Genomic DNA, 25311 nt, shown 5'->3' on the forward strand with positions numbered 1-25311 from the left:
TCGCCCATAGCGCACGGCCCAGCAGAGCTTTCCGGAAGGATCCGCAAGTGAAGACCGTTCTCGTCACCGGCTCGGCCGGGTTCATCGGCTTCCACCTTTCCCAGCTGTTGCTGGCGGAAGGTTTCCGCGTTGTCGGCTTCGACGGGATGACCGATTATTATGACGTGCGGATCAAGCAGCGGCGTCACCAGATGCTGCTGCAACACCCGCATTTCACCTGCACGGAAGGGATGCTGGAGGATTTCGATGCGCTGCACGCGCTGGCGCTGGCGGAAAAACCCGATGTGATCGTGCATCTCGCCGCGCAGGCGGGGGTGCGGTATTCGCTGGAGAACCCCCGCGCCTATATCGATGCAAATGTGACCGGCACCTTCAACGTCATGGAATGCGCACGCGAACTGGCGGTCGATCACCTGCTGATGGCGTCAACCAGCTCGGTCTACGGCGCGAACACGCAGATGCCGTTCGATGAAGGGCAGAAGGTCGATACGCCGCTGACGCTCTACGCCGCGACCAAGAAGGCGAACGAGGCGATGGCGCATTCCTATGCGCACCTGTGGGATTTGCCGACCACCATGTTCCGCTTCTTCACGGTCTATGGCCCGTGGGGACGGCCGGATATGGCGTTGTTCAAATTCACCCGCGGGATCCTCGAAGGGACGCCGATCGACATCTACAATGATGGCGAGATGTACCGCGATTTCACTTACGTCGCCGATCTGGTGCGCGGCATCCGTTTGCTGATCGATGCAGCCCCGGTGCGGCCCGCCACGCCGGAAGACATTGCGCAGGGCGACAGCCTCTCGCCGGTCGCGCCGTTCCGCGTGGTCAATATCGGCAATGGCGACAAGGTGCGGCTGATGGATTTCATCACCGCGATCGAAGAAGAATGCGGGCGCGAGGCGATAAAGAACTTCATGCCGATGCAGCAGGGCGATGTGCCGGCGACCTGGGCCGATGCCAGCCTGCTGCAATCATTGACCGGCTATTCCCCGCAAACCCCTTTTCGCGAAGGCGTGGCGCGGTTTGTGGCGTGGTACCGGGAATATTATCAGGTTTGACGTGCCCGTTTATTCGGGCGGCGGCGGAAGTTCACCTTCGCCCGGCAGTTCGGCCTGCCGTTCGCGTTCAAGCCGCTCCATATATTCACGCTCGATCATCTCGACCCGTTCCTGCTCGGCAGCGGCATCGGCATCGATGGTCGAAAGACGTTCGGCCCGTGCTTCCTCGATCAGCAGACCGAAGCGGACACCGTCTGCCTGGGCGCGGTCCTTGTAGGCGGCTTCGATGAACTTCTGGGTGCAGCCGGTAAAGCCGCCCGCGCCCGCCGGATTGCAGCTCATCGCGCCGAAATCGCCGACATATTTGATCTCTTCCACCCGGTTGGCCCAAGCGTTGTTTTCCGGCGAATCGCTGTAACGCAGGTTCGACGGGATGCGATAGCGTTCGGCCTCGACCAGAATCTCGCACACCACCACTTCGCCGGGCTGCGCGACGGGGCATTCATCGGCGCTGTAGGCGATGACCATGTTGACCTTTTCGTTCGCGCTTTGTGCGGCCGCCGGACCGGCAGCAGCAAGAGCGGCAAGAACTGCGGCGGAAGCAAGCAGGTGTTTCATGGCGCGAGATCCTTTGTCGGTGCGCGGGGTGTCAGTGCGCGGAAGTTGGGCCAGCAATGCCCGCCACCGGTGCCGTTTGTCCAGCCCGCGTTACGTTACGTGGTCTGAACCCGTGGTGAAGCCGAAAGTTCACCGGCAGTTAGCGAAAAATTGAGCCGTGGCGGTCTAAGGCCGCGCGCATGAACGAGAATATTGCAGTCGTGGGGCTCGGCTATGTCGGCCTTCCTGTCGCCGTGGCATTGGCCGAGCGGTGCGGAAATGTCGTCGGATTCGACATTTCCGCCAGCCGCATCGCCGCGCTGCGCGAAGGATATGATGCCACGCGCGAGATCGACAATGCCCGGCTGGCGTCATGCGGCCTTGAAGTCTCGGGCGATCCGGCGGTGCTGGAGGGCGCGAGCATCATCATCGTCACAGTGCCCACGCCGATCACGGAAGAACGCCGCCCCGATCTCACGCCGCTGGAAATGGCGTGCGCCACCATCGGCCCACGCCTGCAAAAGGGCGCGTTGGTGGTGTTCGAATCGACTGTGTTTCCCGGTGTTACCGAAGACATCTGCGGCCCATGGCTGGCGGCGCATTCGGGATTGGAACCGGGCCGCGATTTTGCGCTGGGCTACAGCCCTGAACGGATCAACCCCGGCGATTCCGTCCACCGGCTTGAAACAATCACCAAGATCATCGCCGCCGATAGCGCGCCTGCCCTGGCACGGATGCGCAGTGTTTACGGGGCGATTGTCGATGCGGGTCTGCATGAAGCGCCCTCGATCAAGGTGGCCGAAGCTGCCAAGGTGATCGAGAACACCCAGCGCGATCTCAACATCGCGCTGATGAACGAAATCGCGCTGATTTTTGACCGCATGGGGATCGCCACGCGTGACGTGCTGGCGGCAGCGGGGACAAAGTGGAACTTCCTGCCCTTCACCCCCGGCCTTGTCGGCGGGCACTGCATCGGGGTCGATCCGTTTTACCTCACGGCAGCGGCGGAAAAGCTGGGCTACCGGCCCGAAGTGATCCTTGCCGGACGGCGGATCAATGACAGCATGGGCCAAGCCATCGCGCAAAAGCTGGTGAAGCTGCTGATCGCGGGCGGGGTTTCCCCCTGCCGTGCAAAGGTTGGCGTGATGGGGCTGACCTTCAAGCAGGACGTGCCCGACATCCGCAATTCCAAGGTACCCGATATCCTTGCCGAACTGCGCGAGTATGGCATCGCGGCGCTGGTAAGCGATCCGCTGGCCGAACCTTCGGCGGCCTTGCACGAATATGGGATCACCCTGAGCGCGGCTGACGATCTCAAAGACCTTGATGCGCTGGTACTGGCGGTGAACCACGCCGAATACCTCGAAAATCCGGCGGCGCTGACAGCACTACTGCGGCCCGGCGGCGTGCTGATCGACGTCAAAAGCGCGCTGGATCGCGGCCGGCTGCCCGAGGAACTGGTGTACTGGAGCCTCTGACTATCCCGCTGCGAAACGATGCGTTATTGCGGCGACAGGGGGAAAATCCGCTTGGACCCGCTATGTTCGGGGTCTAAGCCCGTCACCGGCAACGGACAGCTTCAGAGACAGACAGGACATCATGATCCGCAAGGCCCTTCTGGCGCCGATTTGGGCGCTTCAGCTGGCCACCGGGGCCAAGAGCTTCCTCGATAATCCGCTGATCGGCTCGCAGCGGCTCAACCGGCGCGGGCTGCATGTGGGCCGGGTGCAGCTGGCGGCAGCGCTGTGCGATTGGCGGCGGCGGCGGCTCGCCGCGAAAGTGAGGCCCGAGTGGCGCGAGGCTTTCGACCGTGACGGTTTCGTCGCCATCCCGGATATCATCCCTCCCGAAAATTTCGCCGCCCTGCGCGAGGCGGTGCTGAATTATGAGGGGCCAGCGCGCGAGATGCGGCAGGGCGATGCGATCACCCGCCGCATGGCGGTTGACCCCGCGATGCTGCGCGCCGTGCCAGCCCTGCAACACTTGCTGGAGCGCGAAGATATCGTCGCCCTGTTCCACTATGTTGCAAGCTACCGCATCGCCCCGCTCCACTATATCCAGACCATCGTCAGCAAGGCGGGCGGGAACGAGCCTGACCCGCAGGAAACCTTGCACGCCGACAGCTTCCATTCTTCGCTCAAGGCCTGGCTGTTCCTCAATCCGGTGGCGGTGGAGGACGGGCCCTTTACCTTTGTGCCGGGATCACACCGCTTCACGCCCGAAAGGCTGGCGTGGGAGCGTGCGCGCAGCCTTGCCGATCCGCGCGCGATCGACCGCCTTTCGGCACGCGGATCGCCGCGCATCGGCGCGCGTGAACTGGCGGCGATGAAACTGCCCGCCCCGCAGGCGCTGGCAGTGCCTGCCAACACCCTGGTGGTCGCCGACACGGTGGGCTTCCATGCGCGTGGCCCATCGCTGCGATCGGGCGAGCGGGTGGAGCTGTGGTCCTATGCGCGGCGCAACCCGTTCCTGCCATGGCTGGGCGGCGATCCGAGTAGCCTGCCGGGCATCGCCGAACGGCGCGTCGGGCTGGTGTGGAAGGTGCGCGACCGGCTGGCGAAACAGATCGGCCAGCCTTGGCAACCGGTGGGATCGAGAACGCCGGTAGAGCGGGACTGATCCGGGATCAGCAGCAGCAGCGGAGATTCGCCCGGACAAGCGCGGGCGCGAAAATCAAAGGCGTTCGCTCACTTTGATCGCAATCCGGCAACCCAGCCGGATCGCACCTGCCAGCAGCGGATAGGCGGGCGCCCGTTCCGCACCATTGGCCATGGCCGAATCAAGATGTTCGCGCTCCTCGGCGCGGAAGGTCTCGATCATTTCCGCGAGTTCGGGATCGGCGCCGGACGCTTCCAGCTTTTCGAGCTGTTCGGTGTAATGCTTGTCGATCTCGGTCTCGACCGCCGCGGTGCAGGCCATGGCCGCCTCCGGCCCGAGCAACGCCGTTCCTGCACCCAAGGCATAGCCGGCTGCCGACCACAACGGATGCAGCGCTGTCGGGCGCACGCCTCGCCGCGCCAGCAGCGCATCGAACTTTGCACGGTGTTCGGCCTCCTGCGCGGCCATGTGGCGGATTTCCGCCGAGTGCGGACCGCGGTCGCCCATCACGGCCAATTGGCCTTCGTAAATCCGGGTCGCGCCGAATTCGCCGGCCTGATCGACCCGGATCATGCGGTGGAGTTCATCGCGTTGCATTGTCTGCTCCTTTGCCCGGTGCTTACTTCTTATACGCGGACAAGGCCATAATGGCCGCACCACTCAGGCTGGAAATGAGGAAATTGAAGCCCGCAAGCGAAATGCCGAACAATGTCCACGGCGCAACATCGCAGCGGATCAGCGGGGCTGCGGCAGGATCCATCACGTCGATATTGGCAGGCAGGGTCGAACAGCCAGTGATCCCTTCCCACCAGCCATATTCCACGCCCGCATGAAACCCGCCGATCAGGCCAGAAGTCAGGATCGCCAATCCCGCCAGCGCCGTCCACACCTGCGCAGGCTTGAGCCAGAAGGCGAACAACCCCACGCCCAGCGCGGCAAAATGCGGGTAACGCTGCCACCAGCACATCTCGCAGGGCGGCAGGCCGAAAGCATATTGCGAAATATAGGCCCCGCCCAGCAGTGCGGCAGGAACCAGCACGGCAAGCCAGCGGGCTTTACCCGGATTGTCCATAGTCTGCGCCCTAACGCTTGGCCGGGCGCGTTGCCGGTCTTAGGGCTACCGTACTCTTGGTGGTGCGGCGCAGGGTTTCTGCAGCGTAATGCAGCTGGAAATCCTTCACGCCCTGTTCTTCAAGCTGCACGGCGGTGAGCTGGAAACGCGGATCGGCGATCTTGTCCGCCTCCATCTCCTCGTCCTTGATGCCGAGTTCGTTGATCAGGTGGCCGCGCAGATCGCTTTCGCGGGTCTGATATTTCTGGCGCAGCACATAATCGGGATCGGAGATCTGCGGCACCGCGATATCCGGCTTGATCCCGCCTTCCTGCACCGATTTGCCCGACGGGGTGAAATAACGCGCGGTGGTGAGCTTAAGCGCCGCATCCCTGCCGAGCGGCAGCAGCGATTGCACCGAGCCCTTGCCGAAGCTGCGTTCGCCCATGATCAGCGCGCGGCGGTGATCCTGCAAAGCGCCCGCCACGATTTCGGAGGCCGAAGCCGAACCGGCATTGATCAGCACGATCATCGGCACGCCTTCGGCCATATCGCCGCGATAGACGGTTTCGGCATCGTACAGCATCGTCTCGCCCCGCGCGCGGCCACGCTGGCTGACGATCCGGCCCGAAGTCAGAAACAGATCGCTGAGCGCGACCGATTCGTCGAGGCTGCCGCCGGGATTGTTGCGCAGATCGAGCACCAGCCCGTTCACGCGGCCACCGGGCGCATCTTTCTTGATCGCCTGCCACGCGGCAAACACATCTGCGCCGACATTGGCGGAAAATTCGTTGACGGTGATAACGCCGATATTGCCTTCGGAAACTTCGTGGGTGACCGGCTCCAGCTCGATCACGCCGCGCGTCACGTCCACCTCCAGCGGCTCCTCACGGCCTGGACGGAACACTGTGAGCCGGATCGACGTGCCCGAAGCCCCGCGCATCTGCGCCACCGCATCATCCAGACTGCCGCCGTAAATCAGCTTGCCATCAAGGTGCGTGATGAAATCACCGGCCTTCAGGCCGGCATTTTCCGCCGGGCTACCGCGAAACGGCGAGACGATCTTGACTGCGCCATCAGCCAGCACGACCGACAGGCCAAGGCCCGAATATTGCCCGTCGATCATCGTTTCCAGCCGTTGGAGATCACCGCCATCAAGATAGGCCGAATGCGGATCAAGCGCTGCCAGCATCCCGTCAATCGCACCGCGGATCAACACGTCATCCTCGACCGGCTCGACATAGCTGGCCTTCACCCGCTGGAACACTGCGAAGAGTTTGGCGAACTCCGGCCCGGCGCGGCCATCGACCTGCGCCATGGTGGCGGTGGTAGCGGGGATCAGTGCGACAGCGGTAACCAGTGCGGCGCTGCGCAGGAGAGCGGCGATTTTCATGGGTGCGAAATGCTCCTTTATCCTCCGATTGTATAGGTTCGCCGGTCTGAACGCCAGATGAGAGGTGCGCGGCATCGGGCAGCGTATCACGACGCGACAAAACGGCCCGGCAAACCGCCGGCAACTCTCGAATTATCGTAGAAACTGCAGCGGGTTGACGGGCGTTCCGTCGCGCCGAAGTTCGATCGTGACAGGGGTGTTGCCGCCATCGGCCACGCCGACCGGACTGCCGCCGATCACGCTGTCGCCCACCGCGACATCGATCCTTTCGAGCCCGGTGACCAGGCTGGTCCAGCCGCCGTCATGCTCGATGATAACGATTCGCCCGAACCCGCGGTAGGCGCCCGCAAATGCGATCCGCCCGCGGCCCGGCGCAACGATCTGCGCGCCCTTGCCCGGGGCGAGCGTCAGCCCGGTGCTGGCGAGCCCGCTGTCCCGTCTGGCGCCGAAACCGGTCAGCGTGCGTCCCTGCACCGGCAACTGGAAATCTCCCGGCGGGGGTGCGCTAGCCGCAGGCGAAGGCACGCCATCGGGTACAGCAGGCAGCGGCGCGGACAGATCGGCAGGGCGCAACACCGGGCCGGGCAAGGCAGACAGTTCGCGGCGCAGCGCGGCCACTTCGTCCAGCCGGTCAACCAGCCCGTCAAGATCGCGGGCTTCTTCGGCCAGCGCCAGCGCCCGTTCGCCCTCGCGCAGAGCCGCTCCGCGCGCGGTGCGAGAGGCGATGCGCTGGCGGTTTTCCAGCGTAGCAAGTTCGCCGCGTCGCTGGCGTAATGCGCCTTCGCTGTCGCGCAATTCATCGAGCGAGCGCGCCGCCTGCCCTTCCAGCGCGCGGCCGCGATCAAGTTCGCTGCGCAGCGCCGCAGTGCGGGCGCGTATCTGCGGAATTGCGCTGTCGAGCACGGCGCGCACATGCACCACATCTTTCAGTGACCCCGGCTGCAAGGCAGACAGTGCAAGCGGGCGGCGGGCGGCCGTCTGCAAGGCGGCGGCAAGGCGTGCGGTCGGTTCCTGCTTCCTGGCGAGCCGCGCCGTCAGCTTCGCGCGCTCGGCCCGCGCGATCGAATAACGGGCGCGGGCGGTTTCGATATCGGCTTCAGCCTGCTGGATGCGGGCGGCAAGCGCGGCGGCTTCGCTGGCAGTGCGCTGGACCGCTTCGGTTGCCGCCTCGGCGTCACGCGAAAGACGGGCGGCGCGGGCTTCGGCGCGGCGGCTTTCGCTGGTGGCACGGGCGAGCGCGGCCTCGGCTTCGTCCGGCTCCATCAGCAGGACAGCAGGCCGCGCCGCGGTGGGCGGCAGTGCCGCCACAAAAACAGCGGAAACTGCGGCCATGGCAAGTACAGTGAGGAGCGCAGGACGGTTCATCACCGCTACCCTGCCCGATGATAGGGATGCCCGGCAAGGATGGTCGTGGCGCGGTAAAGCTGTTCCATCAGCATCGCGCGCGCCAGCATGTGCGGCCAGGTGGCAGGGCCGAAGGCAAGCAACAGATCGGCGCCCTCCCGCTCGGCATCCGAATGGCCATCCGCCGCGCCCAGCATGAACCGCGTTTCTCGCACGCCTTCATCGCGCCAGCGGCCCAGCAGGTGGGCGAAATCTTCCGACGTCATGGCACGTCCGCGTTCATCCAGCAGAACGGTACGGAACGGGGTGAGCGCATCAGCCATCTTGCCAGCCCCGGTATCGGGCCATTCGGTGAGTTTGACGGGCCACTTCATGCGCTTGGCATAGCGATCCACCAGATCACCCTCGGGCGACCGGCCAATCTTCCCGCGCGCGATGATGTGGAGAAGGATAGAAACAACCTCCGAGAAACAGCGATTCCGGCGGCGCAGCCGCCGCAAGGCCGACCGGCCGCCCGCAGGCGCTCAAGCCCGCAGGGTTTGAAACAGCGCCGAGGACGAAGGCGCGGAGGCGCCTTCGAAAGGAAAGTCAGTTACGCCCCAGCATCGACGTTTCCGATCCCTCGAACGACCACATGCGTTCAAGGTTGTAGAAGGTGCGCACTTCGGGACGGAACAGGTGGATCACCACATCGCCCGCGTCGATCAACACCCAATCCGCTGCAGGCAGGCCTTCGACCCGCGCATGGCCGAAACCGGCTTTCTTGATCTCTTCGGCCAGCTTTTGCGCCATTGACGCGACCTGCCGCGTCGAGCGTCCGCTGGCGATCACCATGTGATCGGCAATCGAGCTTTTCCCTTCGAGCGGAATCGTCACGACTTCCTGCGCCTGATCGTCATCAAGCTGCTTCAGCACCAGTTCGTGCAAGGCTGCGGCGCTCATATCAGAGCGCGCCAGCGATTGGGCGGTGTTGGCAGCGGCTTGCACCGCGCCGGTCGGAATGGACGCGATAAACGCCTCGGTAATCGGCAATCGGGTATCTCCAGACTTCAGGGCGATGGGAACGGACAACACGCAACAGGACATGCAGGAGTGCCGAAACGCCGCAAATGCGCTTCATGCGTTCTCCCCTGACCGGATGCTGCGGAATGTCAGCTGATCACGTACCGGCACAGTTCGATCCGGCCCAAGCAAAGCTTCGGCCCACCCGGCATTGGCACGGCGAATGGCCGTGGCCGAGCGGTAATCCGGATCGAAACGCAATAACACCAGTGCCGGTGCGCTCCATTGCCCCCGTTTCCGAAAACTGGCGGCAGACGTTCGATATCGTCTGAACCAGGCCATGGCGGGGCTCGTCATAGCGTCGGCATCATAGCCGGGGCGGGCAATTACCGCAATCGGCATTGTCCGTGCGATCCGCCGCCAGTCTTTCCAGCGGTGCATCTCGGCCAGATTATCGGCCCCCATCAGCCATACGAATCGCTGTTTGGGATAGCGGCGCACCAGTTTGGCGAGCGTATCGACGGTGTAACGGGTTCCCAGTTGCGCCTCGATCGCGGTGGGCACAATCGGCGCGCGCCGGGCCTGCAACTGTGCTGACCGCAGCCGCGCGGCAAGCGGCGCCATCCCTGCCTTGGGCTTCAGCGGATTGCCGGGCGACACCAGCCACCACACCGCATCCAGCCCCAGCGCCTCGGCCGCGAACAGGCTGATCCGTCGATGCCCGCCATGGGCAGGGTTGAAGCTGCCTCCGAGCAGACCGATGGTATTGCGGCGCGAGTGCAAGGCGATCAGGGCCGCGCCTGGCCTTGCCCGCGCACCTGCCACTTGTAAGTCGTCAGCCCCTCCAGCGCGACCGGGCCGCGCGCGTGCAGCCGCCCGGTGGCGATGCCGATTTCGGCACCAAGGCCGAACTCGCCGCCATCGGCGAATTGCGACGAGGCATTATGCATCACGATGGCGCTATCGACCTCTGAAAGAAAGCGTTCGGCAGCGGCATCGTCTGCCGTCACGATCACATCGGTATGGGCCGAGGAATGGCGCGCGATGTGTGCCAGCGCATCATCCAGCCCGTCCACCACCGCGACCGACAGAATCGCGTCGAGATATTCGGTGTCCCAGTCATTCGCGCTCGCCGGAATCACGCGGCGATCAAGCGCCTGGGTGCGGCCATCGCCGCGCACTTCGCAGCCCGCGTCGATCAGGGCACCGACCAGCGCGGCGGATTGCGGAAAGGCCGAATCGATCAGCAGCGTCTCCATCGCACCGCAGATGCCGGTGCGGCGCAGCTTGGCATTGAGCGCGAGGCTGCGCGCCATGTCGGGATCGGCTGCGGAATGGACATAGGTGTGACAGATGCCGTCAAGGTGGGCGAGCACCGGCACGCGGGCATCGGCTTGCACGCGCGCAACAAGGCTTTTCCCGCCGCGCGGCACGATCATGTCGATCAGGCCAGCCGCCGCCAGCATCGCGCCCACCGCTGCACGGTCTTGTGTGGGGATCAATTGCACCGCCTCTGCCGGCACCCCGCCTTCGACAAGACCAGCCACCAGCGCGGCGTGGATCGCGCGGTTGGAATGCACCGCTTCGCTCCCGCCGCGCAGCAGCGCCGCATTGCCTGCGCGCACACACAGCGCGGCGGCATCGGCGGTGACGTTAGGGCGGCTTTCGTAGACGATCCCGATGGTACCAATCGGCACGCGAACGCGGGACAGCTGCAGGCCGTTGGGACGCGCGGCCGAATCAATCACCTCGCCTACGGGATCAGGCAGATCGGCCACAGCTGCCACAGCATCGGCGATGCCGGAAAGCCGCGATTCGTCGAGCGCCAGCCGGTCAAGCATCGCCGGAGCCAGCCCGTTCGCCTTACCCGCAGCAAGGTCTTGCGCGTTGGCTTCGAGCACCGCCGGCATCGCATCGCGCAAGGCCTGTGCAGCCAAATGCAGCGCGGCAGCGCGGGCGGCGCTCGGCATGGCCGCCAGCTGGCGCTGGGCCAGCCGGGCCGCTTGCGCGAGACCTGTTACAAGGGTTTGGGGATCGACCGAATCGGCCGGCGAGGCAGAGAGTGATGTTGCTTTCATGCCGCAGGTTCTAGCAGCGCAGCGGCGTGCTGTCAGGTCGTGCGAATCGGTCAATTTTGCGGGGAAACGGCAGCGGGTTCAGGCCGCCCTACGGAATGTTCCACAACCTATGTTCAATTCACCGCAATTCCATTTCGATTCAGCCGCCCCGGCAAGATGCGGATTCGACCCGCCCGATCGTCGCTGTTAGCGGCGGATCGGGATTATAAAAAAAGAAATATCGGGGCCGCCTTTGTCAGACACCAATACCGCACTCAAGTGGGGCGAACGGCTGCATCAGTGGTTCCCCGACCGAGAGTTTTTCATGCGCGCCGATGGTCAGGTGCGATTCATCAAAATTTCGGCGAAGCTGCAGATGCGCGTCGCGGCGGGTGTCGTGGCAGCGGCGCTGATGTGGCTGATCGCACTCGCGGTGATGGGCTGGGGCCAGTACCGGGCAGAGGCTGATCTGGCCTCCTTCGCCGAAGAAAAAGCCCGCGTCGCTACCGCCCGCGAAAGACTGAACGCCTATGGCGGCAATCTCGACAAGGTCGTTGTCGATCTGCAGGATCGCCAGAAGTTCCTCGAAGAAATGGCGCGGATGCTGCCCGAGGATATGATCGCGGCAGGCGAGGACAGCGGGACCGTCACCGATTCCACCGCAGAAGCGGCCAAGACCATCGACAAGGTCAGCGCGCTGATCCCGCAGGCCCGCGGCCTGGCAGAGATCGAAGCCCGCCAGCTTGCCTTTGTCGAAAAGCTCACCCGCTTCGCTGATGCCCGTGCGGTTCGTGCCGAGGCCGCGATGCGCAAACTGAACCTCGATCCCACGGTTCTCAGCCGCGAAACGCAGCAGGCGATGGGCGGCCCCTTCGAAGCTCTTACCGGCGGCAGCGCAATCGATCCGCGCTTTGAACGCCTTGGCCTCTCCCTCTCGCGCATGGCCGTACTGGAACGTGCGCTTGATGGCATTCCGCGGGTTGTGCCTGCTACGGTTGAGAACATCACCTCGGGCTTCGGCTATCGCCGCGATCCCTTCAACGGTCGCGGCGCGATGCATGCCGGGATCGATTTCAAGGGCGCGACCGGTTCGCCGATTTTCGCCGCTGCCGAAGGCCGCGTGACGTTTGCGGGATGGAAATCGGGCTATGGTCAGGCCATCGAGATCACCCATGGTAACGGGATGTTGACCCGTTACGCCCACTTGTCGCGCATCGGCGTCACGGTTGGCCAATCGGTGGATGCCGGGGCCACGATCGGCGGGCTTGGCAGCACCGGGCGCTCCACCGGGCCGCACCTGCATTTCGAAGTTCGCATCAATGACCGCGCAGTCAATCCGCGCCCGTTTCTGGAGGCCGCCCCCGATGTTCTCAAAGAAGTCCGCAGCCCCGGATCAGGGCGCCCAGCCGTCCCCGCGGCCCGTTAGCAGGAGCAATGTGATGGCTTCGGGTTCGACCTTTTCCGTGATCGGCGCCGATGTGGTGATCAAGGGCGATATCAGCGCCACCGCCGATCTGCATATCGACGGCACGATCGAAGGCGACATCAAGTGCGCTTCGCTGGTGCAGGGCGAAAAGAGCAGCATCAGCGGCGCTGTGACAGCGGAAAGCGCGCGCATGGCCGGCAAGGTCAGCGGATCGATCACCGCCCGCGAACTGGTGATCCTCAAAAGCGCCGTGATCGAAGGCGATGTGCACTATGATGCGCTGACAATCGAACAGGGTGCGCAGGTCGATGGCCGGTTCGCGCCCAATGCGCGCCAGACGGTCAAAGCTGTCCCGACGAGTATACAGGCAGCCGAATAACCCGCGTCAGAGCACCTCGGCGCGCAGCGTCTTGCGGTCGAGCTTGCCGATGATCGTCTTGGGCAGGCTTTCGCGGATCACCACCTGATCGACGCGTTCGTGCTTGCCGATCCGGGCGTTCAGCCAGGTTGCCAGCTGTTCGCCCGTGGCGGTGCCTTCCTCCTGCAAGGTCACGTAGGCGCGTGGCACTTCGCCCCGGTATTCTTCGGGCACGCCGATCACCAGCGCCTCCTTCACCGCAGGGTGTTCGAGAATCACATCCTCGACCACGCTGGGGAAGACCTTGAACCCGCCGACCGCGATCATGTCCTTGATCCGGTCGACGATTTCGAGAAACCCGTCCTCGTCCACGCGCGCAACATCGCCGGTGCGCAGGTAACGCTTGCCGTCGCGCTCCACGAAACATTCACCATCGCTTTCGGGCCGGTTCCAGTAACCGCGCATAACTTGCGGGCCGTGAACGGCAAGTTCGCCCGGCTCGCCTTCGGGGGCGAGCTTCGCGGGGTCTTCCTTGTCGAGCAGAATGACTTCGGTGCCGGGCACAAGCTGGCCGATGGTGCCGCGCTTGCGAGTACCGTCATAGGGGTTGGCCGAAACCACGCCCGCACTTTCGGTGAGGCCGTAACCTTCGACCAGCCGCACACCGGTGAGTTCTTCGAACCGCACATGGACAGGGCCTGGCATCGGCGCGCCGCCCGAAATGCAGATCTTCAGGCTGGAAAGATCGGTCTTGGCGAGATCGGGGTGATCGAGCATCGCCTGAAACATCGTCGGCACGCCGGGAAAGCCGGTGCAGCGGTATTTCTGGATCGTTTCCAGCACCTGTTTGGCCTCGAACCGCGGCACCATCGCAATCGAAGCGCCGGTAACGCAGGCGTGGTTGAGCAACGCGGTGTTGGCGAACACATGGAAAAACGGCAGCGCGCCCATGAACACTTCACTGCGCACATCGCCGAAGGGGTTGATCCCGGCGACCTGCTGCGCATTGATGCTCAACTGGTCATGCCCCAGCATCGCGCCCTTGGGCCGGCCTGTCGTGCCGCCGGTATATTGCAGCAGCGCCAGATCAGCTGCGGTCACGTCAACCTTGGGGGGCGCGGCTTGTGGCGTCATTTCGGCCCAGCGGCGAATGGCAGGGCCATAGGCCACTTCGGCGATCTGGCTGCGCTTGAGCAGCTTCAGCGCCATCCCTTTCACCCACGGCAGCATGTCCGAAAGACGGCCGACCACCAGTGTCTCCAGCGCCGATCCTTCGAGCACCTTGGCGGCTGTCTGGTAGAGTTCGGGCACATCCAGCGTCACCAGCACCCGCGTGCCACTGTCGCCGACCTGCCAGCTCAATTCCTCGACCGAATAGAGCGGCGAGAAATTGACCACGATCGCCCCTGCCATCATCGCCCCGTAATAGGCCGCGGCATAGATCGGGACATTGGGCAGGAACAGGCCGACACGGTCGCCCTTGACGATGCCTGCCGCGTGCAACCCTGCGGCAAAGCGCTGCGCATCGGCAAAGATTTCGCCGTAACTATATGTCCGCCCAAGAAAATGCAGGAACGGCGCATCCGGATTGGCGCGGACGCTGCGTTCCAGCATCGCGGGCAGGCTCATGCCTTCAAACCGGGTATCGAGCGGGGTGGGGTGGTGATAGGAAGTGCTACTGACAGTCATGTCAGTAATAGTGGCGGACAACGGCCCTGCGCACAAGCGAAACCCGCAGCCCGAACCGCGCTTTCTGACCCGTCATGACCGGCGGTTGCCGGGATGCGTGCTGCACCCCGGCCAAGCCAGATCAATCCTTGATGAACCCGCTTTCGGGGTCGATCTTTTCTTCTGCAGCTTCGGCAGCGCGGCGCGCGGCGAGCCAGGCTTCGGCCTCGGCTTCCTGCGCGGCCTTGCCTGCTGCCTGCACATTGGCATCACGCTCTGCGCGCAGTTCCGCGATCAGGTTGGCGCGATCATTGTTCTCGCTTCGCACCGGCGATTCGGCATCTTCGGTGATCCCGGCGCGCTTGGCCGCCTTGGCGACCATCGCATCCAGTTCGCGCTGCGAACACAGGCCCAGCGTGACCGGGTCTTTCGGCGTGATGTTCTGGATGTTCCAGTGCGAACGATCGCGAATCGCGCCGATGGTGTTGCGGGTGGTGCCGATCAGCTTGCCGATCTGCGCATCCGACACTTCAGGATGGCTGCGCAGGATCCACGCGATGCCATCGGGCTTGTCCTGCCGCTTGGACACCGGGGTATAACGCGGGCCCTTGGTGCGGGTCACTTCGACCGGCGCCTTGTGCATCTTGAGCGAATAGGCCGGATCGTTCTGACCCAGTTCGATTTCGCCCTGCGTCAACTCGCCCGAATGCACCGGATCGCGCCCGGTGTACTTGCTGCCAGCAAGATCATCGGCCATCGCCTGCACTTCGAGAATGTGGAGGCCGCAGAACTCGGCAATCTGCTCGAACGAGAGCGCGGTGTTGTCCACCAGCCAGGTTGCGGTGGCATGCGGCATCAGCGGCTTGGGCTGATCCTTGGTCGCCATTGGGGAAATCTCCGTTGAAAATGTAAAGGGCCGCCCCTTCCGGAGCGGCCACATTGGACGCCCAGATAGGCGAAGACGCGCCAAACGGCAAGCAAACCTTGATTCAGAATGCAGCGAGGGCTTGCAGCGACACGGCCTCGCCTTCTTCCAGCGCCGCCAGACCCGAAAGGAACTGCCGCGTTGCCGCCTCCCAGCTATAGCTTGCGCCATAGGCAGCGCAGGCGGCGCGGTCACAATAGCGGGCGGCATCAATCGCGCGGGTAAGGTCTTCGGACAGCGCGCCGACCGCATCGGTCACGATGTCGAGCGGCCCTGCCACCGGGAAGGCAGCCACCGGCGTACCGCAGGCCAGCGCCTCGATCATCACCAGCCCGAAGGTATCGGTGCGACTCGGAAAAACGAACACGTCGGCTCCGGCATAACAGCCCGCCAGCGCCGTGCCGGTCTTCTTGCCGAGGAAGCGCGCTTCGGGAAATTTCGCTGCCAGCGCGGCGCGGGCCGGGCCATCGCCCACCACCACTTTGGTGCCGGGATAGGGGCAGGCGAGGAAGGCCTCGATGTTCTTCTCCACCGCGACGCGGCCGACATAGAGCAGGATCGGGCCTTTCAGCCCGGCATATTCGGGCGGCGGCGGAGCGGCGGGGGAGAAACAGTCGAGATCAACCCCGCGGCTCCAGTGGGTCAGCTGCGTCAGCCCCTGTTCGCGCAACTGGGCGCGGATCGTTTCGGTGGCGACCATGATCGTTTTGGCCGGGCGATGGAACCAGCGGATATAAGGCCAGAAAATGCGCGCCGGCAGCCCGGTGCGGCGCGCAAGGTAATCGGGAAACTGCGTGTGGTAGGCCGTGGTGAAGGGAACCTTGCGGCTGAGGCAATACCGCCGCGCGGCAAAGCCCAGCGGGCCTTCTGTGGCGATATGGACCGCATCGGGAGCGATTGTCGCCAGCCGCCGCCCGACAGCACCGGGCGCGGTCAGCGCGAGCCGGATTTCGGGATAGGTCGGCGCCGGAATCGAAGGATATCCCTCGGGCGAGATCACCGTAACCTCGTGCCCCCATCGGCGCAGCACATCGCAGGTGGTGGAAAGCGTGCGCACCACGCCGTTGGTCTGCGGGTGCCAAGCATCGGTGACGATCGCGATGGAACGCGGCGCGATGGGCGCCGGTGCGCTGTTATCCGGCAGGATCGTGGTGAAACTGTTCACGCCGCCTCGCGCGCGGCATCGGCATCGGCAACGGCTGGCGTCTGGTCTGCTTCGCGGCGCTTGATCTCGTCCGGCCAGTGGAGGATTTCCATGCGGCCGTCGTGATGTTCCACCAGCGCGTTGCAACCTTCGACCCAGTCACCATCATTCCAATATTCGACCGGCTTGCCGTTGTGTTCGAACATCCGGAATTCGGCGGTGTGGATGTGGCCGCACACCACACCGTCAACCCCGCGCTCCCCGGCAGCACGGGCAACGACTTCTTCGTACTTGCCGATGAATTCCACCGCGTTCTTGACCTTGTGCTTGGCCGCTTTGCTCAATGACCAGTAAGGCTTGCCCAGCCAGCGCCGCACGGCGTTGACCGTGACGTTGAGCTTCATCATCAGGTGATAGGCATGATCGCCCACGAAGGCGAGCCAGCGGTGCGACAGCATGACGGCGTCGAATTCGTCTCCGTGCAGCACCATCAGGCGGCGTCCATCGGCGGTGTCGTGGAAGGCCGCGCGGCGGATCTCGATCCCGCCGAAGTTCAATCCGGTGAACTGGCGGAACATCTCGTCGTGGTTGCCGGGAATATAGACCACCCGCGTCCCGCGCCGCGCGCGTTTCATGATCCGCCACACGATGTCGTTGTGTGCGGCGGGCCAGTAGAACTTCTTCTTCAGCCGCCAGCCATCGATGATGTCGCCGACCAAATACATCGTCTCGCTGTCGACATTGTCGAGGAAGTCGATCAGCATTTCGGCGTTGCAGCCCTTGGTGCCCAGATGCACATCGCTGATCCAGATGGTGCGGAAGCTGCGCCGCTCGCCGCCTTCGGGCTCGGGAATGCGTGGGGGTGTGAGCGGAAAGCTCGAAATGTTGTCGCTGATGATGTCGGTGAGGTCGGCAGCCGTCATGGGAAATCCCCGGATGTCATGTCGCTGGCCCACGCTGTGGCAGCGAAATGTTACAGGGGACTCACAGGCCGGTGACAATTTCGGGTCAGTTTCCGGTCAGACCTGCGTCAATTTCGGATCAATCCATCTTCACGAAACCGGGCAGCGCCTGCATCCGTGCAATCCAGCGGACGATATGCGGATAATTGCCCAGGCCGAAACCGCCTTCCTCGGCGACGTGTGTGTAAGCAAACAGCGCGATATCGGCGAGCGTCACGGCGTCACCGCAGAAGAACGCGTGATCGGCCAGATGCCGGTCCATCAGATCCAGCGCCGCGCAGCCTGCCATGCGTTTGGCCATCATCTGCCCGCGCTGCTGTTCGGAAAGGTTGGCCTCGCCCACGAACCGCAGCCAGAACCGCAGCGTGGCGACATTGGGTTCGTGATTATACTGTTCGAAGAACATCCAGCGCAGCACATCCGCCTGCGCAAAGCGGTCCTCGGGAACCAGTGCGCTGCCATGCGCGAGATACCAGCAGGCAGCGTTGCTTTCGGGAAGGAAGCGCGCGCCCGAAGCGTCATCGATCTGCAGCACCGGAATGCGTCCGTTGGGGTTCACCTTGGACAGGAACTCGGTCGTCCGCGTGTCGCCCTTCATGATGTCATAGGCGCGGGTGGCCAGCGGAAGGCCGAGCAGCGCGGCGGTCAGCTTGATCTTGTAGCAATTGCCGCTGCGCGGGTCTTCGTGGAGGATGAGCGCCCCTGCTACTGCTCCTGCCACTGCGACTGCCTCAGCCACCGGCAACCTCCAGCACGATCTTGCCGACATGCTCGCCCGCTTCCATCCGCGCATGGGCGGCAGCGGCTTCGGCCAGCGGGAAGGTCTTGTCCATTATCGGCGAAAGTTCGCCATCCACGAACAGCGGCCAGGCATTGTCGGCGATTTCATCGGCCAGCGCCGCCTTGAAACTGTCCGAACGCGGGCGCAGGGTCGATCCGGTCAGCGTCAGGCGCTTCATCATCACCGCCGCCATGTTCAAATCCGCCTTGGCCCCGCCCAGCACGGCGATGGTGACGTGGCGGCCATCTTCGGCAAGGCATTTAAGGTTGCGCGCCACATAATCGCCCGACACCATGTCGAGCACCACATTCACGCCCTTGCCCCCCGTATGCGCCATCACCGCCTCGACAAAATCGGCCTCGCGGTAATTGATCGCCAGATCGGCGCCGATCCGGGTCGCGGCGTCGCATTTTGCCTGATCACCGCAGGTCACGATCACCTGCATCCCGAACGCCTTGGCCAGCATGATCGCCATCGTGCCGATTCCGCTCGTCCCGCCGTGAACCAGCACGCTTTCGCCATCGCGCGCCAGCCCGCGTTCGAACAGGTTGTGCCACACGGTAAACAGGGTTTCGGGAAGCGCGGCGGCTTCGGAGAGCATCATTCCTTCGGGCACCGGCAGGCAGTGCTGCCAGTGCGCGGCGCAATATTCGGCATAGCCGCCGCCCGGCGTGAGCGCGGCGACGAACTGCCCGATCATCTCGCGCGGAACCTCTGTGCCGACCGCGACGATCTCGCCCGAAACCTCCAGCCCCAGCAGCGGCGATGCGCCCGGCGGCGGCGGATATGCGCCCGCGCGTTGCAGGCAATCGGGGCGGTTGACCCCGGCATAGGCGACGCGGATCAGCACATCGTCAGGGCGCAGGCGCGGCAAGGGGGCGGTTTCGGGCCGCAACACATCGGGCCCGCCCGGCGCATCGAAGCCGATGGCCTGCATGTTTTCGGGCAAGCCCGCCACGTCCCGTGCCATCATTCTCCAGTTCCCCGATCCAACCAGTTAACCACCCTGGCCGGGGCGAATACAGTTCTCCCCGATTGACAGCAAGCCGCTTGGCTTGCGATGTTACCCTTGAATGGACGAACCAGACCGCCCGAGACCATCAGGAGATGCCGCGAGTCGCCTCGCTGCCGAGGATCTCGCGCCCTATTCGCAGGCCGAACTGGGCGAGCGCATCGCGCTGCTTGAGGCGGAAATCACCCGCGTTACCGCGCACCGCGACAAGGCGGCGGCCCACCGCACGGCAGCCGAAGCCCTGTTCGGAAGGCCTGCGGGATGATGCCTGCGCTTTTCCTGTCCGTTTTGTTACCGGCAGATTCGCAATTTGCCCGCTCTGCCCCATATAGTTCGGAAATGGCCTTCCCCGCTCATTCGCCACGAGCACTCACCGCCCGCTGAAAGGCCTCTCCCATGCCCAGCTTCGCCCAGAACCTCGAACGCACGTTGCACAACGCGCTCGGCAATGCGTCCGAACGCCGGCACGAATATGCCACGCTTGAACACCTGTTGCTGGCCCTGATCGGTGACGAGGATGCGGCTGCGGTCATGGCCGCCTGCGGGGTCGACCTGGGCGAGTTGGGCGAGGTCGTGAAACAGTATCTCGATCAGGAATACCAATCGCTCAAGACAGAGGACGGGGCCGATCCCCAGCCCACCGCCGGGTTCCAGCGGGTGATCCAGCGCGCGATCCTGCACGTCCAGTCGAGCGGCAAGGACACCGTCACCGGCGCCAACGTGCTGGTCGCGCTGTTTTCCGAACGCGATAGCTATGCGGTCTATTTCCTCCAGCAGCAGGACATGAGCCGGCTGGATGCGGTGAGCTTCATCAGCCACGGCATCGGCAAGGGCGGCCGCCAGATCGAGCCGAAGAACGCAAGCGGCACCGATAAGGCGGAAGAACCCGCGCAGACCAAGGATAGCGCGAGCAAGAAGGAAACCGCGCTCGACCAGTTCACCGTCAACCTCAACGCGCGGGCCGAAGCGGGCAAGATCGATCCGCTCATCGGGCGCGGGCCGGAAGTTGACCGGACGATCCAGATCCTGTGCCGCCGTTCCAAGAACAACCCGCTTTACGTGGGCGATCCCGGCGTCGGCAAAACGGCGATTGCCGAAGGGCTGGCGCGCAAGATCGTTGAAGGCAACGTGCCTGAAGTGCTGCTGGAAGCGGTGATCTATTCGCTCGATATGGGCGCGCTGCTGGCCGGCACGCGCTATCGCGGCGACTTTGAAGAACGGCTGAAGCAGGTCGTCACCGAACTGGAGGCGATGCCCCACGCGGTGCTGTTCATTGATGAAATCCACACCGTGATCGGCGCGGGCGCGACCAGCGGCGGGGCGATGGATGCATCGAACCTGCTCAAGCCCGCCCTGTCGAGCGGCGCGATCCGCTGCATCGGCAGCACCACCTACAAGGAATTCCGCAACCACTTCGAAAAGGATCGCGCGCTGCTGCGCCGGTTCCAGAAGATCGATGTGAACGAGCCCACGATCGAGGATACCATCGCGATCCTCAAGGGCCTGCGCAGCGCCTTTGAAGATCACCACAAGGTGAAATACACCCCCGATGCGATCAAGACCGCGGTCGAGCTTTCGGCGCGCTACATCAATGATCGCAAGCTGCCCGACAAGGCGATCGATGTGATCGACGAAGTCGGCGCGATGCAGATGCTGGTGCCGCCCAGCCGCCGCAAGAAGACCATCACCGCACGCGAGATCGAAATGGTGATCGCCACGATGGCGCGCATCCCGCCCAAATCGGTCAGCAAGGATGACAAGAAAGCGCTCGAAAGCCTCGAACGCGATCTGAAGCATGTGGTGTTCGGTCAGGATGACGCGATCACGCGGCTTTCCACCGCGATGAAGCTTTCGCGGGCAGGTCTGCGCGATCCCGACAAGCCGATCGGCAGCTTCCTGTTCTCCGGCCCGACCGGCGTCGGCAAGACCGAGGTTGCGCGTCAGCTTGCCAGCATCATGGGGATCGAGCTGAAGCGCTTCGATATGTCGGAATATATGGAGCGTCACTCGGTCTCGCGTCTGATCGGCGCGCCTCCGGGCTATGTCGGCTATGATCAGGGCGGTTTGCTGACCGATGCGATCGACCAGAACCCGCATTGCGTGCTGCTGCTGGACGAGATCGAGAAAGCCCACCCCGATCTGTTCAACATCCTGTTGCAGGTGATGGATAATGGCCGCCTGACCGATCATCACGGCAAGACGGTGGATTTCCGCAACGTGGTGCTGATCATGACCACCAATGCCGGCGCTGCCGACATGGCGCGCCAGGGCATCGGGTTTGGCGATGTGTCGAAGGAAGACGCGGGCGACGAGGCGGTGAAGAAGATGTTCACCCCCGAATTCCGCAACCGTCTGGATGCGATCGTGCCCTTTGCCTATCTCGGCAAGAACATCGTCGCGCGCGTGGTCGACAAGTTCATCCTCCAGCTGGAACTGCAGCTGGCTGAACAGAACGTCCACATCCAGTTCGACAGCGATGCCCGTGCGTGGCTTGGGGACAAGGGCTATGACAAGCTCTATGGCGCCCGGCCGATGGCCCGCCTGATTCAGGAAAAGATCAAGCAGCCGCTCGCCGAGGAACTGCTGTTCGGCAAGCTGGCCGAAGGCGGCGAGGTGCATGTCACCGTGAAGGACAACAAGCCGAGCTTTGAAATGACCCCGGCCCCGCCCAAGGTGAAGGCGGCGAAGAAAAAGGCTTCGGCAAAAAAAGCCCCCGCCAAAAAGCCTGCGCCTGAAGCTGACGAAGGCTGAGGCTTCAAAACTCGTCATTGCGAGCCGCTGGCGAAGCGATCCATGGACCAAGGCTGCACTTTGTGGCGCGGCTAGTCCATGGATTGCCGCGTCGCCCTTCGGGCTCCTCGCAATGACGATAGAATGGAACAGGCTGCGCACCTTTCCCGTTCCCTCACCATGACCGCGCCCTTTTCCTGGATCAGGCCCGAACCGTGGGGCATCCACATTGTCCCTGCGGACATCTGGGTTGACCCGTCACGCCCTGTGCCGCGTGCGCTCGTCACCCATGGCCATGCCGATCATGCGCGCGGCGGGCATGGTGAGACCATCGCCACCCCGGCCACGCTGGCGATCATGGAACTGCGTTACAACACCCGCGATGGGGCGGTGGCGGCGGCGTATGGCGAAACCATCGGTCTGGGCGGAGGGGTGAGCGCGACCTTCATCCCCGCAGGCCATGTGCTCGGCTCTGCACAGGTCCTGCTCGAACATGCGGGCGAGCGGGTGGTGATCACCGGCGATTACAAGCGCGCGCCCGATCCGACCTGCGCACCCTTTCAAGTTACCCCGTGCGACATCTTCATCACCGAAGCGACCTTCGGCCTCCCGGTCTTCACCCACCCGCCGATTGCCGAGGAGATCGGCAAGCTGCTGACAGCGCGCGCGGAAAACCCCGATGCCTGCGTGCTGGTCGGTGCCTATGCGCTGGGCAAGGCGCAGCGGGTGATCGCCGAACTGCGCGCAGCGGGCCACACGGACACGATCTGGCTGCACGGCGCGATGGAAGCGATGTGCCGCCTGTACGAGGATCACGGCGTGGCGCTGGGCGATCTGCGACTGGTCAGCGATGCGCCGTCAAAAGATGCGATGCGCGGCGCCGTCATCGTTGCCCCGCCATCGGCCCTGAACGACCGCTGGAGCCGCCGCCTGCCCGATCCGGTAACCGCCATGGCAAGCGGCTGGATGCGGGTGCGCGGACGGGCGCGGCAACGCGGGGTGGAACTGCCGCTGATCATCTCCGACCATGCCGACTGGAACGAACTTACCCGCACGATTCGCGAGGTGAACCCGCAGGAAACCTGGATCACCCACGGCCGCGAGGAAGCGTTGCTGCGCTGGTGCCAGTTGAACCAGCGCCGCGCCCGCGCGCTGGCGCTGGTCGGCTACGAGGACGAGGATGATTGATCTCCCCGCCCCCGCGCCCGAAACCTTACTTGATCGCGGCGAGATCAGCTTCGATCTTGCCCAGCACTTCTTCAGTGATCATCCCTTGCGAGAACGGGGCGAGCGACTTGAGGCTCAGAGCCTTGAACTGATCGTAGGCCGGGTGCTGATCGATGCCGGGGAGGTGCTTGGCGACGACGGCCTTGGCACGTTCGTCCGCCATCAGCGCTTCGATCGGCATGTCTACGGTGAAGGCCGCGGCGGTCGCGGTGGTGGCGGCGCTGTCTTCGGCAACAGCCGGAGCGGTGATGGCAACAGCAGCAAGGCCAAGAGCGGCAAGCGTAATGAACTTCATATGGGCGAATCCTTGTCAAAGACGCGCAGGTGCGATGCGTCGGATTCGCGCTCTAGCCGATTTGCATGGCACTGCAATGAACGAGCGGGCGGGGGCTGATGGAAGAATTCGCCGCCCTGCTCGATGCATTGGTCTACACCACCAGCCGCAACCGCAAGCTGGCGCTGATCGCGGCCTATCTGCGCGCCGCGCCTGACCCGGATCGCGGCTGGGCGCTGGCTGCGCTGACCGACGGGCTGGATTTCCCAGCGGTGAAAAGCAACACCATCCGCACCCTGATGAAAGAACGGGTGGACGAGGTGCTGTGGGCGCTCAGCCGCGATTTTGTCGGCGATACGGCGGAAACGGCGAGCCTGCTTTGGCCCGAACCGGAAGAACCCGCGCCGCAGGTCGATCTGCCGCTGGCCGAAGTGGTCGCCCGCCTTGCCGCTCTCACACGAAGCACCGCGCCTAAGGAACTGCCGGGCTTGCTCGACCGGCTCGATAGCAAGGGCCGCTATGCGCTGATCAAGCTGGCAACCGGCGGGATGCGGGTCGGCATATCGGCACGGCTCGCCAAGACCGCCTTCGCGCAGGCTTTTGCTGTATCGGTCGAGGAGGTTGAAGAATATTGGCACGCGCTCACCCCGCCCTATGCCGAATTGTTCGCTTGGGGGGCAGATGGCGGAGCGCCGCCCGATCTGGCCGACACACCGCATTTCCGCCCCTTTATGCTGGCCCATCCGCTAGAGGACGGCGAGGTCGATCTCGCCGATTACGCCGCCGAGTGGAAATGGGACGGTATCCGCGTGCAGCTCGTCCGTGCTGGCGGGGAAACCCGGGTCTATTCGCGCTCGGGCGACGATATTTCGGCGACCTTCCCCGAATTGCTGCAAGCACTGCCGTTCGATGCGGTGCTGGATGGCGAATTGCTGGTGCGCGGCGCGGCCCAAGGCGGAGAAGCGGGCGGCGCGGCGAGTTTCAATGCGCTGCAGCAGCGGCTCGGGCGCAAGACGGTCTCGGCCAAGATGCTGAAAGAATCCCCCGCCTTCGTGCGGCTTTACGATGTCCTGCTGGCCGAGGGGCAGGACTGGCGCGAACACCCTTGGAAGTCGCGCCGCGCAACTCTCGAAAGCCTGATGCCGCGCCTGCCGGACACGCATTTCGATCTGTCCGCGCTGGTCGAGGCCGAGGATTTCGCCGCGCTCGCCGCGATCCGCGACACCGCGCGTGACGAGGCGATCGAAGGCCTGATGCTCAAGCACCGGATGAGCCCCTATGTGGCCGGGCGCAAGGCGGCGCTGTGGTACAAGTGGAAGCGCGATCCGCTGCTGATCGATTGCGTGCTGATGTATGCCCAGCGCGGCAGCGGCAAGCGATCGAGCTTTTATTCGGATTACACCTTCGGCTGCTGGGCGGGCGATCCCGACGCGGGCGCCGAATTGCTGCCCGTCGGGAAGGCCTATTCGGGCTTTACCGACGAGGAGCTGAAAAAACTCGATCGCTTCGTGCGGCAGAACACCCTCAATCGCTTCGGCCCGGTGCGCGAGGTGAAACGCGAACTGGTGTTCGAGGTCGCGTTTGACAGCGTCCACGCCTCCAAGCGCCACAAGAGCGGCCTCGCCATGCGGTTCCCCCGTATCCACCGCATCCGCTGGGACAAACCCGCGCACGAGGCCGACCGGATTGAAGGGTTGCGGGCACTGGTAAAGGATTGACGCAGGCTGGTGCGCGGGCGATAAGTTGCAAATAGCAACGGGA

The 25311-nt window shown here is 64.1% G+C and carries 25 protein-coding genes; 9 read left to right on the forward strand and 16 right to left on the reverse strand.

Annotated elements, in window-relative coordinates; all coding sequences use genetic code 11:
* The first annotated feature begins 47 nt into the window (after positions 1-47).
* Entirely contained in the window at positions 48-1061 is a 1014-nt protein-coding gene (locus IP79_RS07770) for an NAD-dependent epimerase/dehydratase family protein (RefSeq protein ID WP_054118672.1), read from the forward strand.
* 9 nt (positions 1062-1070) lie between these two features.
* Here the strand turns inward: IP79_RS07770 and IP79_RS07775 are convergent, their stop codons facing one another.
* Complete coding sequence (locus tag IP79_RS07775) at positions 1071-1619, reverse strand: hypothetical protein (RefSeq protein ID WP_054118673.1); 549 nt, start codon at positions 1617-1619, stop codon at positions 1071-1073.
* A 179-nt stretch (positions 1620-1798) separates the two neighbouring features.
* On the opposite strand from IP79_RS07775, the gene IP79_RS07780 reads away from it, so the two are divergent.
* Complete coding sequence (locus tag IP79_RS07780; RefSeq protein WP_054118674.1) at positions 1799-3076, forward strand: nucleotide sugar dehydrogenase; 1278 nt, start codon at positions 1799-1801, stop codon at positions 3074-3076.
* A gap of 121 nt (positions 3077-3197) precedes the next feature.
* Positions 3198-4217: a phytanoyl-CoA dioxygenase family protein gene (locus IP79_RS07785; protein ID WP_054118675.1), complete on the forward strand. Its 1020-nt coding sequence runs from the start codon at positions 3198-3200 to the stop codon at positions 4215-4217.
* Positions 4218-4271: 54 nt separating this feature from the next.
* On the opposite strand, the gene IP79_RS07790 is transcribed toward IP79_RS07785, so the two are convergent.
* From IP79_RS07790 to IP79_RS07825, 8 genes are all read right to left on the reverse strand, one after another.
* Positions 4272-4793 carry a demethoxyubiquinone hydroxylase family protein gene (locus tag IP79_RS07790; protein ID WP_054118676.1) on the reverse strand — a complete coding sequence of 174 codons (522 nt, stop codon included), beginning with the start codon at positions 4791-4793 and terminating at the stop codon, positions 4272-4274.
* Between the two features lie 22 nt (positions 4794-4815).
* Entirely contained in the window at positions 4816-5268 is a 453-nt protein-coding gene (locus IP79_RS07795; protein WP_054118677.1) for a disulfide bond formation protein B, read from the reverse strand.
* A 10-nt stretch (positions 5269-5278) separates the two neighbouring features.
* The gene (locus tag IP79_RS07800) at positions 5279-6640 is read right to left on the reverse strand and encodes a S41 family peptidase (RefSeq protein WP_054118678.1); all 1362 of its coding nucleotides are present in this window, start codon (positions 6638-6640) and stop codon (positions 5279-5281) included.
* Between the two features lie 132 nt (positions 6641-6772).
* Positions 6773-8005 carry a murein hydrolase activator EnvC family protein gene (locus IP79_RS07805; protein ID WP_054118679.1) on the reverse strand — a complete coding sequence of 411 codons (1233 nt, stop codon included), beginning with the start codon at positions 8003-8005 and terminating at the stop codon, positions 6773-6775.
* A gap of 5 nt (positions 8006-8010) precedes the next feature.
* Positions 8011-8436: a 23S rRNA (pseudouridine(1915)-N(3))-methyltransferase RlmH gene (locus IP79_RS07810; RefSeq protein WP_054118995.1), complete on the reverse strand. Its 426-nt coding sequence runs from the start codon at positions 8434-8436 to the stop codon at positions 8011-8013.
* 136 nt (positions 8437-8572) lie between these two features.
* Positions 8573-8926, reverse strand: coding sequence for a ribosome silencing factor (gene rsfS / locus IP79_RS07815; protein ID WP_054118996.1), 354 nt, complete (start codon positions 8924-8926; stop codon positions 8573-8575).
* A gap of 174 nt (positions 8927-9100) precedes the next feature.
* The gene (locus IP79_RS07820; protein WP_054118997.1) at positions 9101-9769 is read right to left on the reverse strand and encodes a nicotinate-nucleotide adenylyltransferase; all 669 of its coding nucleotides are present in this window, start codon (positions 9767-9769) and stop codon (positions 9101-9103) included.
* A 5-nt stretch (positions 9770-9774) separates the two neighbouring features.
* On the reverse strand, positions 9775-11064 hold the full coding sequence (locus tag IP79_RS07825; RefSeq protein ID WP_054118680.1) for a glutamate-5-semialdehyde dehydrogenase: 1290 nt from the start codon (positions 11062-11064) through the stop codon (positions 9775-9777).
* Positions 11065-11296: 232 nt separating this feature from the next.
* Between IP79_RS07825 and IP79_RS07830 the strand changes: the two genes are divergently transcribed.
* Both IP79_RS07830 and IP79_RS07835 read left to right on the forward strand, forming a co-directional pair.
* The gene (locus IP79_RS07830; protein WP_324608179.1) at positions 11297-12469 is read left to right on the forward strand and encodes a M23 family metallopeptidase; all 1173 of its coding nucleotides are present in this window, start codon (positions 11297-11299) and stop codon (positions 12467-12469) included.
* Between the two features lie 13 nt (positions 12470-12482).
* Positions 12483-12848, forward strand: a complete 366-nt coding sequence (locus IP79_RS07835) for a bactofilin family protein (RefSeq protein WP_054118681.1) — start codon at positions 12483-12485, stop codon at positions 12846-12848.
* A 6-nt stretch (positions 12849-12854) separates the two neighbouring features.
* On the opposite strand, the gene IP79_RS07840 is transcribed toward IP79_RS07835, so the two are convergent.
* The 6 genes from IP79_RS07840 to IP79_RS07865 form a co-directional block, all read right to left on the reverse strand.
* A complete protein-coding gene (locus tag IP79_RS07840; protein WP_054118682.1) occupies positions 12855-14516 on the reverse strand; it encodes an AMP-binding protein in 1662 nt (553 codons plus the stop codon).
* Between the two features lie 121 nt (positions 14517-14637).
* A complete protein-coding gene (locus IP79_RS07845; protein WP_054118683.1) occupies positions 14638-15381 on the reverse strand; it encodes a DUF1013 domain-containing protein in 744 nt (247 codons plus the stop codon).
* 103 nt (positions 15382-15484) lie between these two features.
* A complete protein-coding gene (locus IP79_RS07850; RefSeq protein ID WP_197273788.1) occupies positions 15485-16564 on the reverse strand; it encodes a glycosyltransferase family 4 protein in 1080 nt (359 codons plus the stop codon).
* Between the two features lie 17 nt (positions 16565-16581).
* Positions 16582-17487: a UDP-2,3-diacylglucosamine diphosphatase gene (locus IP79_RS07855; protein ID WP_082337097.1), complete on the reverse strand. Its 906-nt coding sequence runs from the start codon at positions 17485-17487 to the stop codon at positions 16582-16584.
* 118 nt (positions 17488-17605) lie between these two features.
* Positions 17606-18265: a glutathione S-transferase family protein gene (locus tag IP79_RS07860; RefSeq protein WP_233994126.1), complete on the reverse strand. Its 660-nt coding sequence runs from the start codon at positions 18263-18265 to the stop codon at positions 17606-17608.
* Positions 18258-19280, reverse strand: coding sequence for an NAD(P)H-quinone oxidoreductase (locus IP79_RS07865; protein ID WP_420705622.1), 1023 nt, complete (start codon positions 19278-19280; stop codon positions 18258-18260). The genes IP79_RS07860 and IP79_RS07865 overlap by 8 nt, the downstream gene beginning before the upstream one ends.
* A gap of 100 nt (positions 19281-19380) precedes the next feature.
* Here IP79_RS07865 and IP79_RS07870 point away from each other — a divergent pair, with 100 nt between their 5' ends.
* From IP79_RS07870 to IP79_RS07880, 3 genes are all read left to right on the forward strand, one after another.
* Positions 19381-19584 (forward strand): DUF1192 family protein, encoded by a 204-nt coding sequence (locus tag IP79_RS07870; protein WP_054118684.1) that lies wholly within the window; start codon positions 19381-19383, stop codon positions 19582-19584.
* A gap of 131 nt (positions 19585-19715) precedes the next feature.
* Positions 19716-22070, forward strand: a complete 2355-nt coding sequence (gene clpA, locus IP79_RS07875; RefSeq protein WP_054118685.1) for an ATP-dependent Clp protease ATP-binding subunit ClpA — start codon at positions 19716-19718, stop codon at positions 22068-22070.
* Positions 22071-22229: 159 nt separating this feature from the next.
* Complete coding sequence (locus IP79_RS07880; protein ID WP_054119003.1) at positions 22230-23237, forward strand: ligase-associated DNA damage response exonuclease; 1008 nt, start codon at positions 22230-22232, stop codon at positions 23235-23237.
* Positions 23238-23262: 25 nt separating this feature from the next.
* On the opposite strand, the gene IP79_RS07885 is transcribed toward IP79_RS07880, so the two are convergent.
* The gene (locus IP79_RS07885; protein WP_054118686.1) at positions 23263-23571 is read right to left on the reverse strand and encodes a hypothetical protein; all 309 of its coding nucleotides are present in this window, start codon (positions 23569-23571) and stop codon (positions 23263-23265) included.
* A gap of 98 nt (positions 23572-23669) precedes the next feature.
* Between IP79_RS07885 and IP79_RS07890 the strand changes: the two genes are divergently transcribed.
* Entirely contained in the window at positions 23670-25268 is a 1599-nt protein-coding gene (locus tag IP79_RS07890; protein WP_054118687.1) for a cisplatin damage response ATP-dependent DNA ligase, read from the forward strand.
* Positions 25269-25311 lie beyond the last annotated feature (43 nt).

Source organism: Porphyrobacter sp. AAP60 (assembly GCF_001296025.1).
GTDB lineage: Bacteria > Pseudomonadota > Alphaproteobacteria > Sphingomonadales > Sphingomonadaceae > Erythrobacter.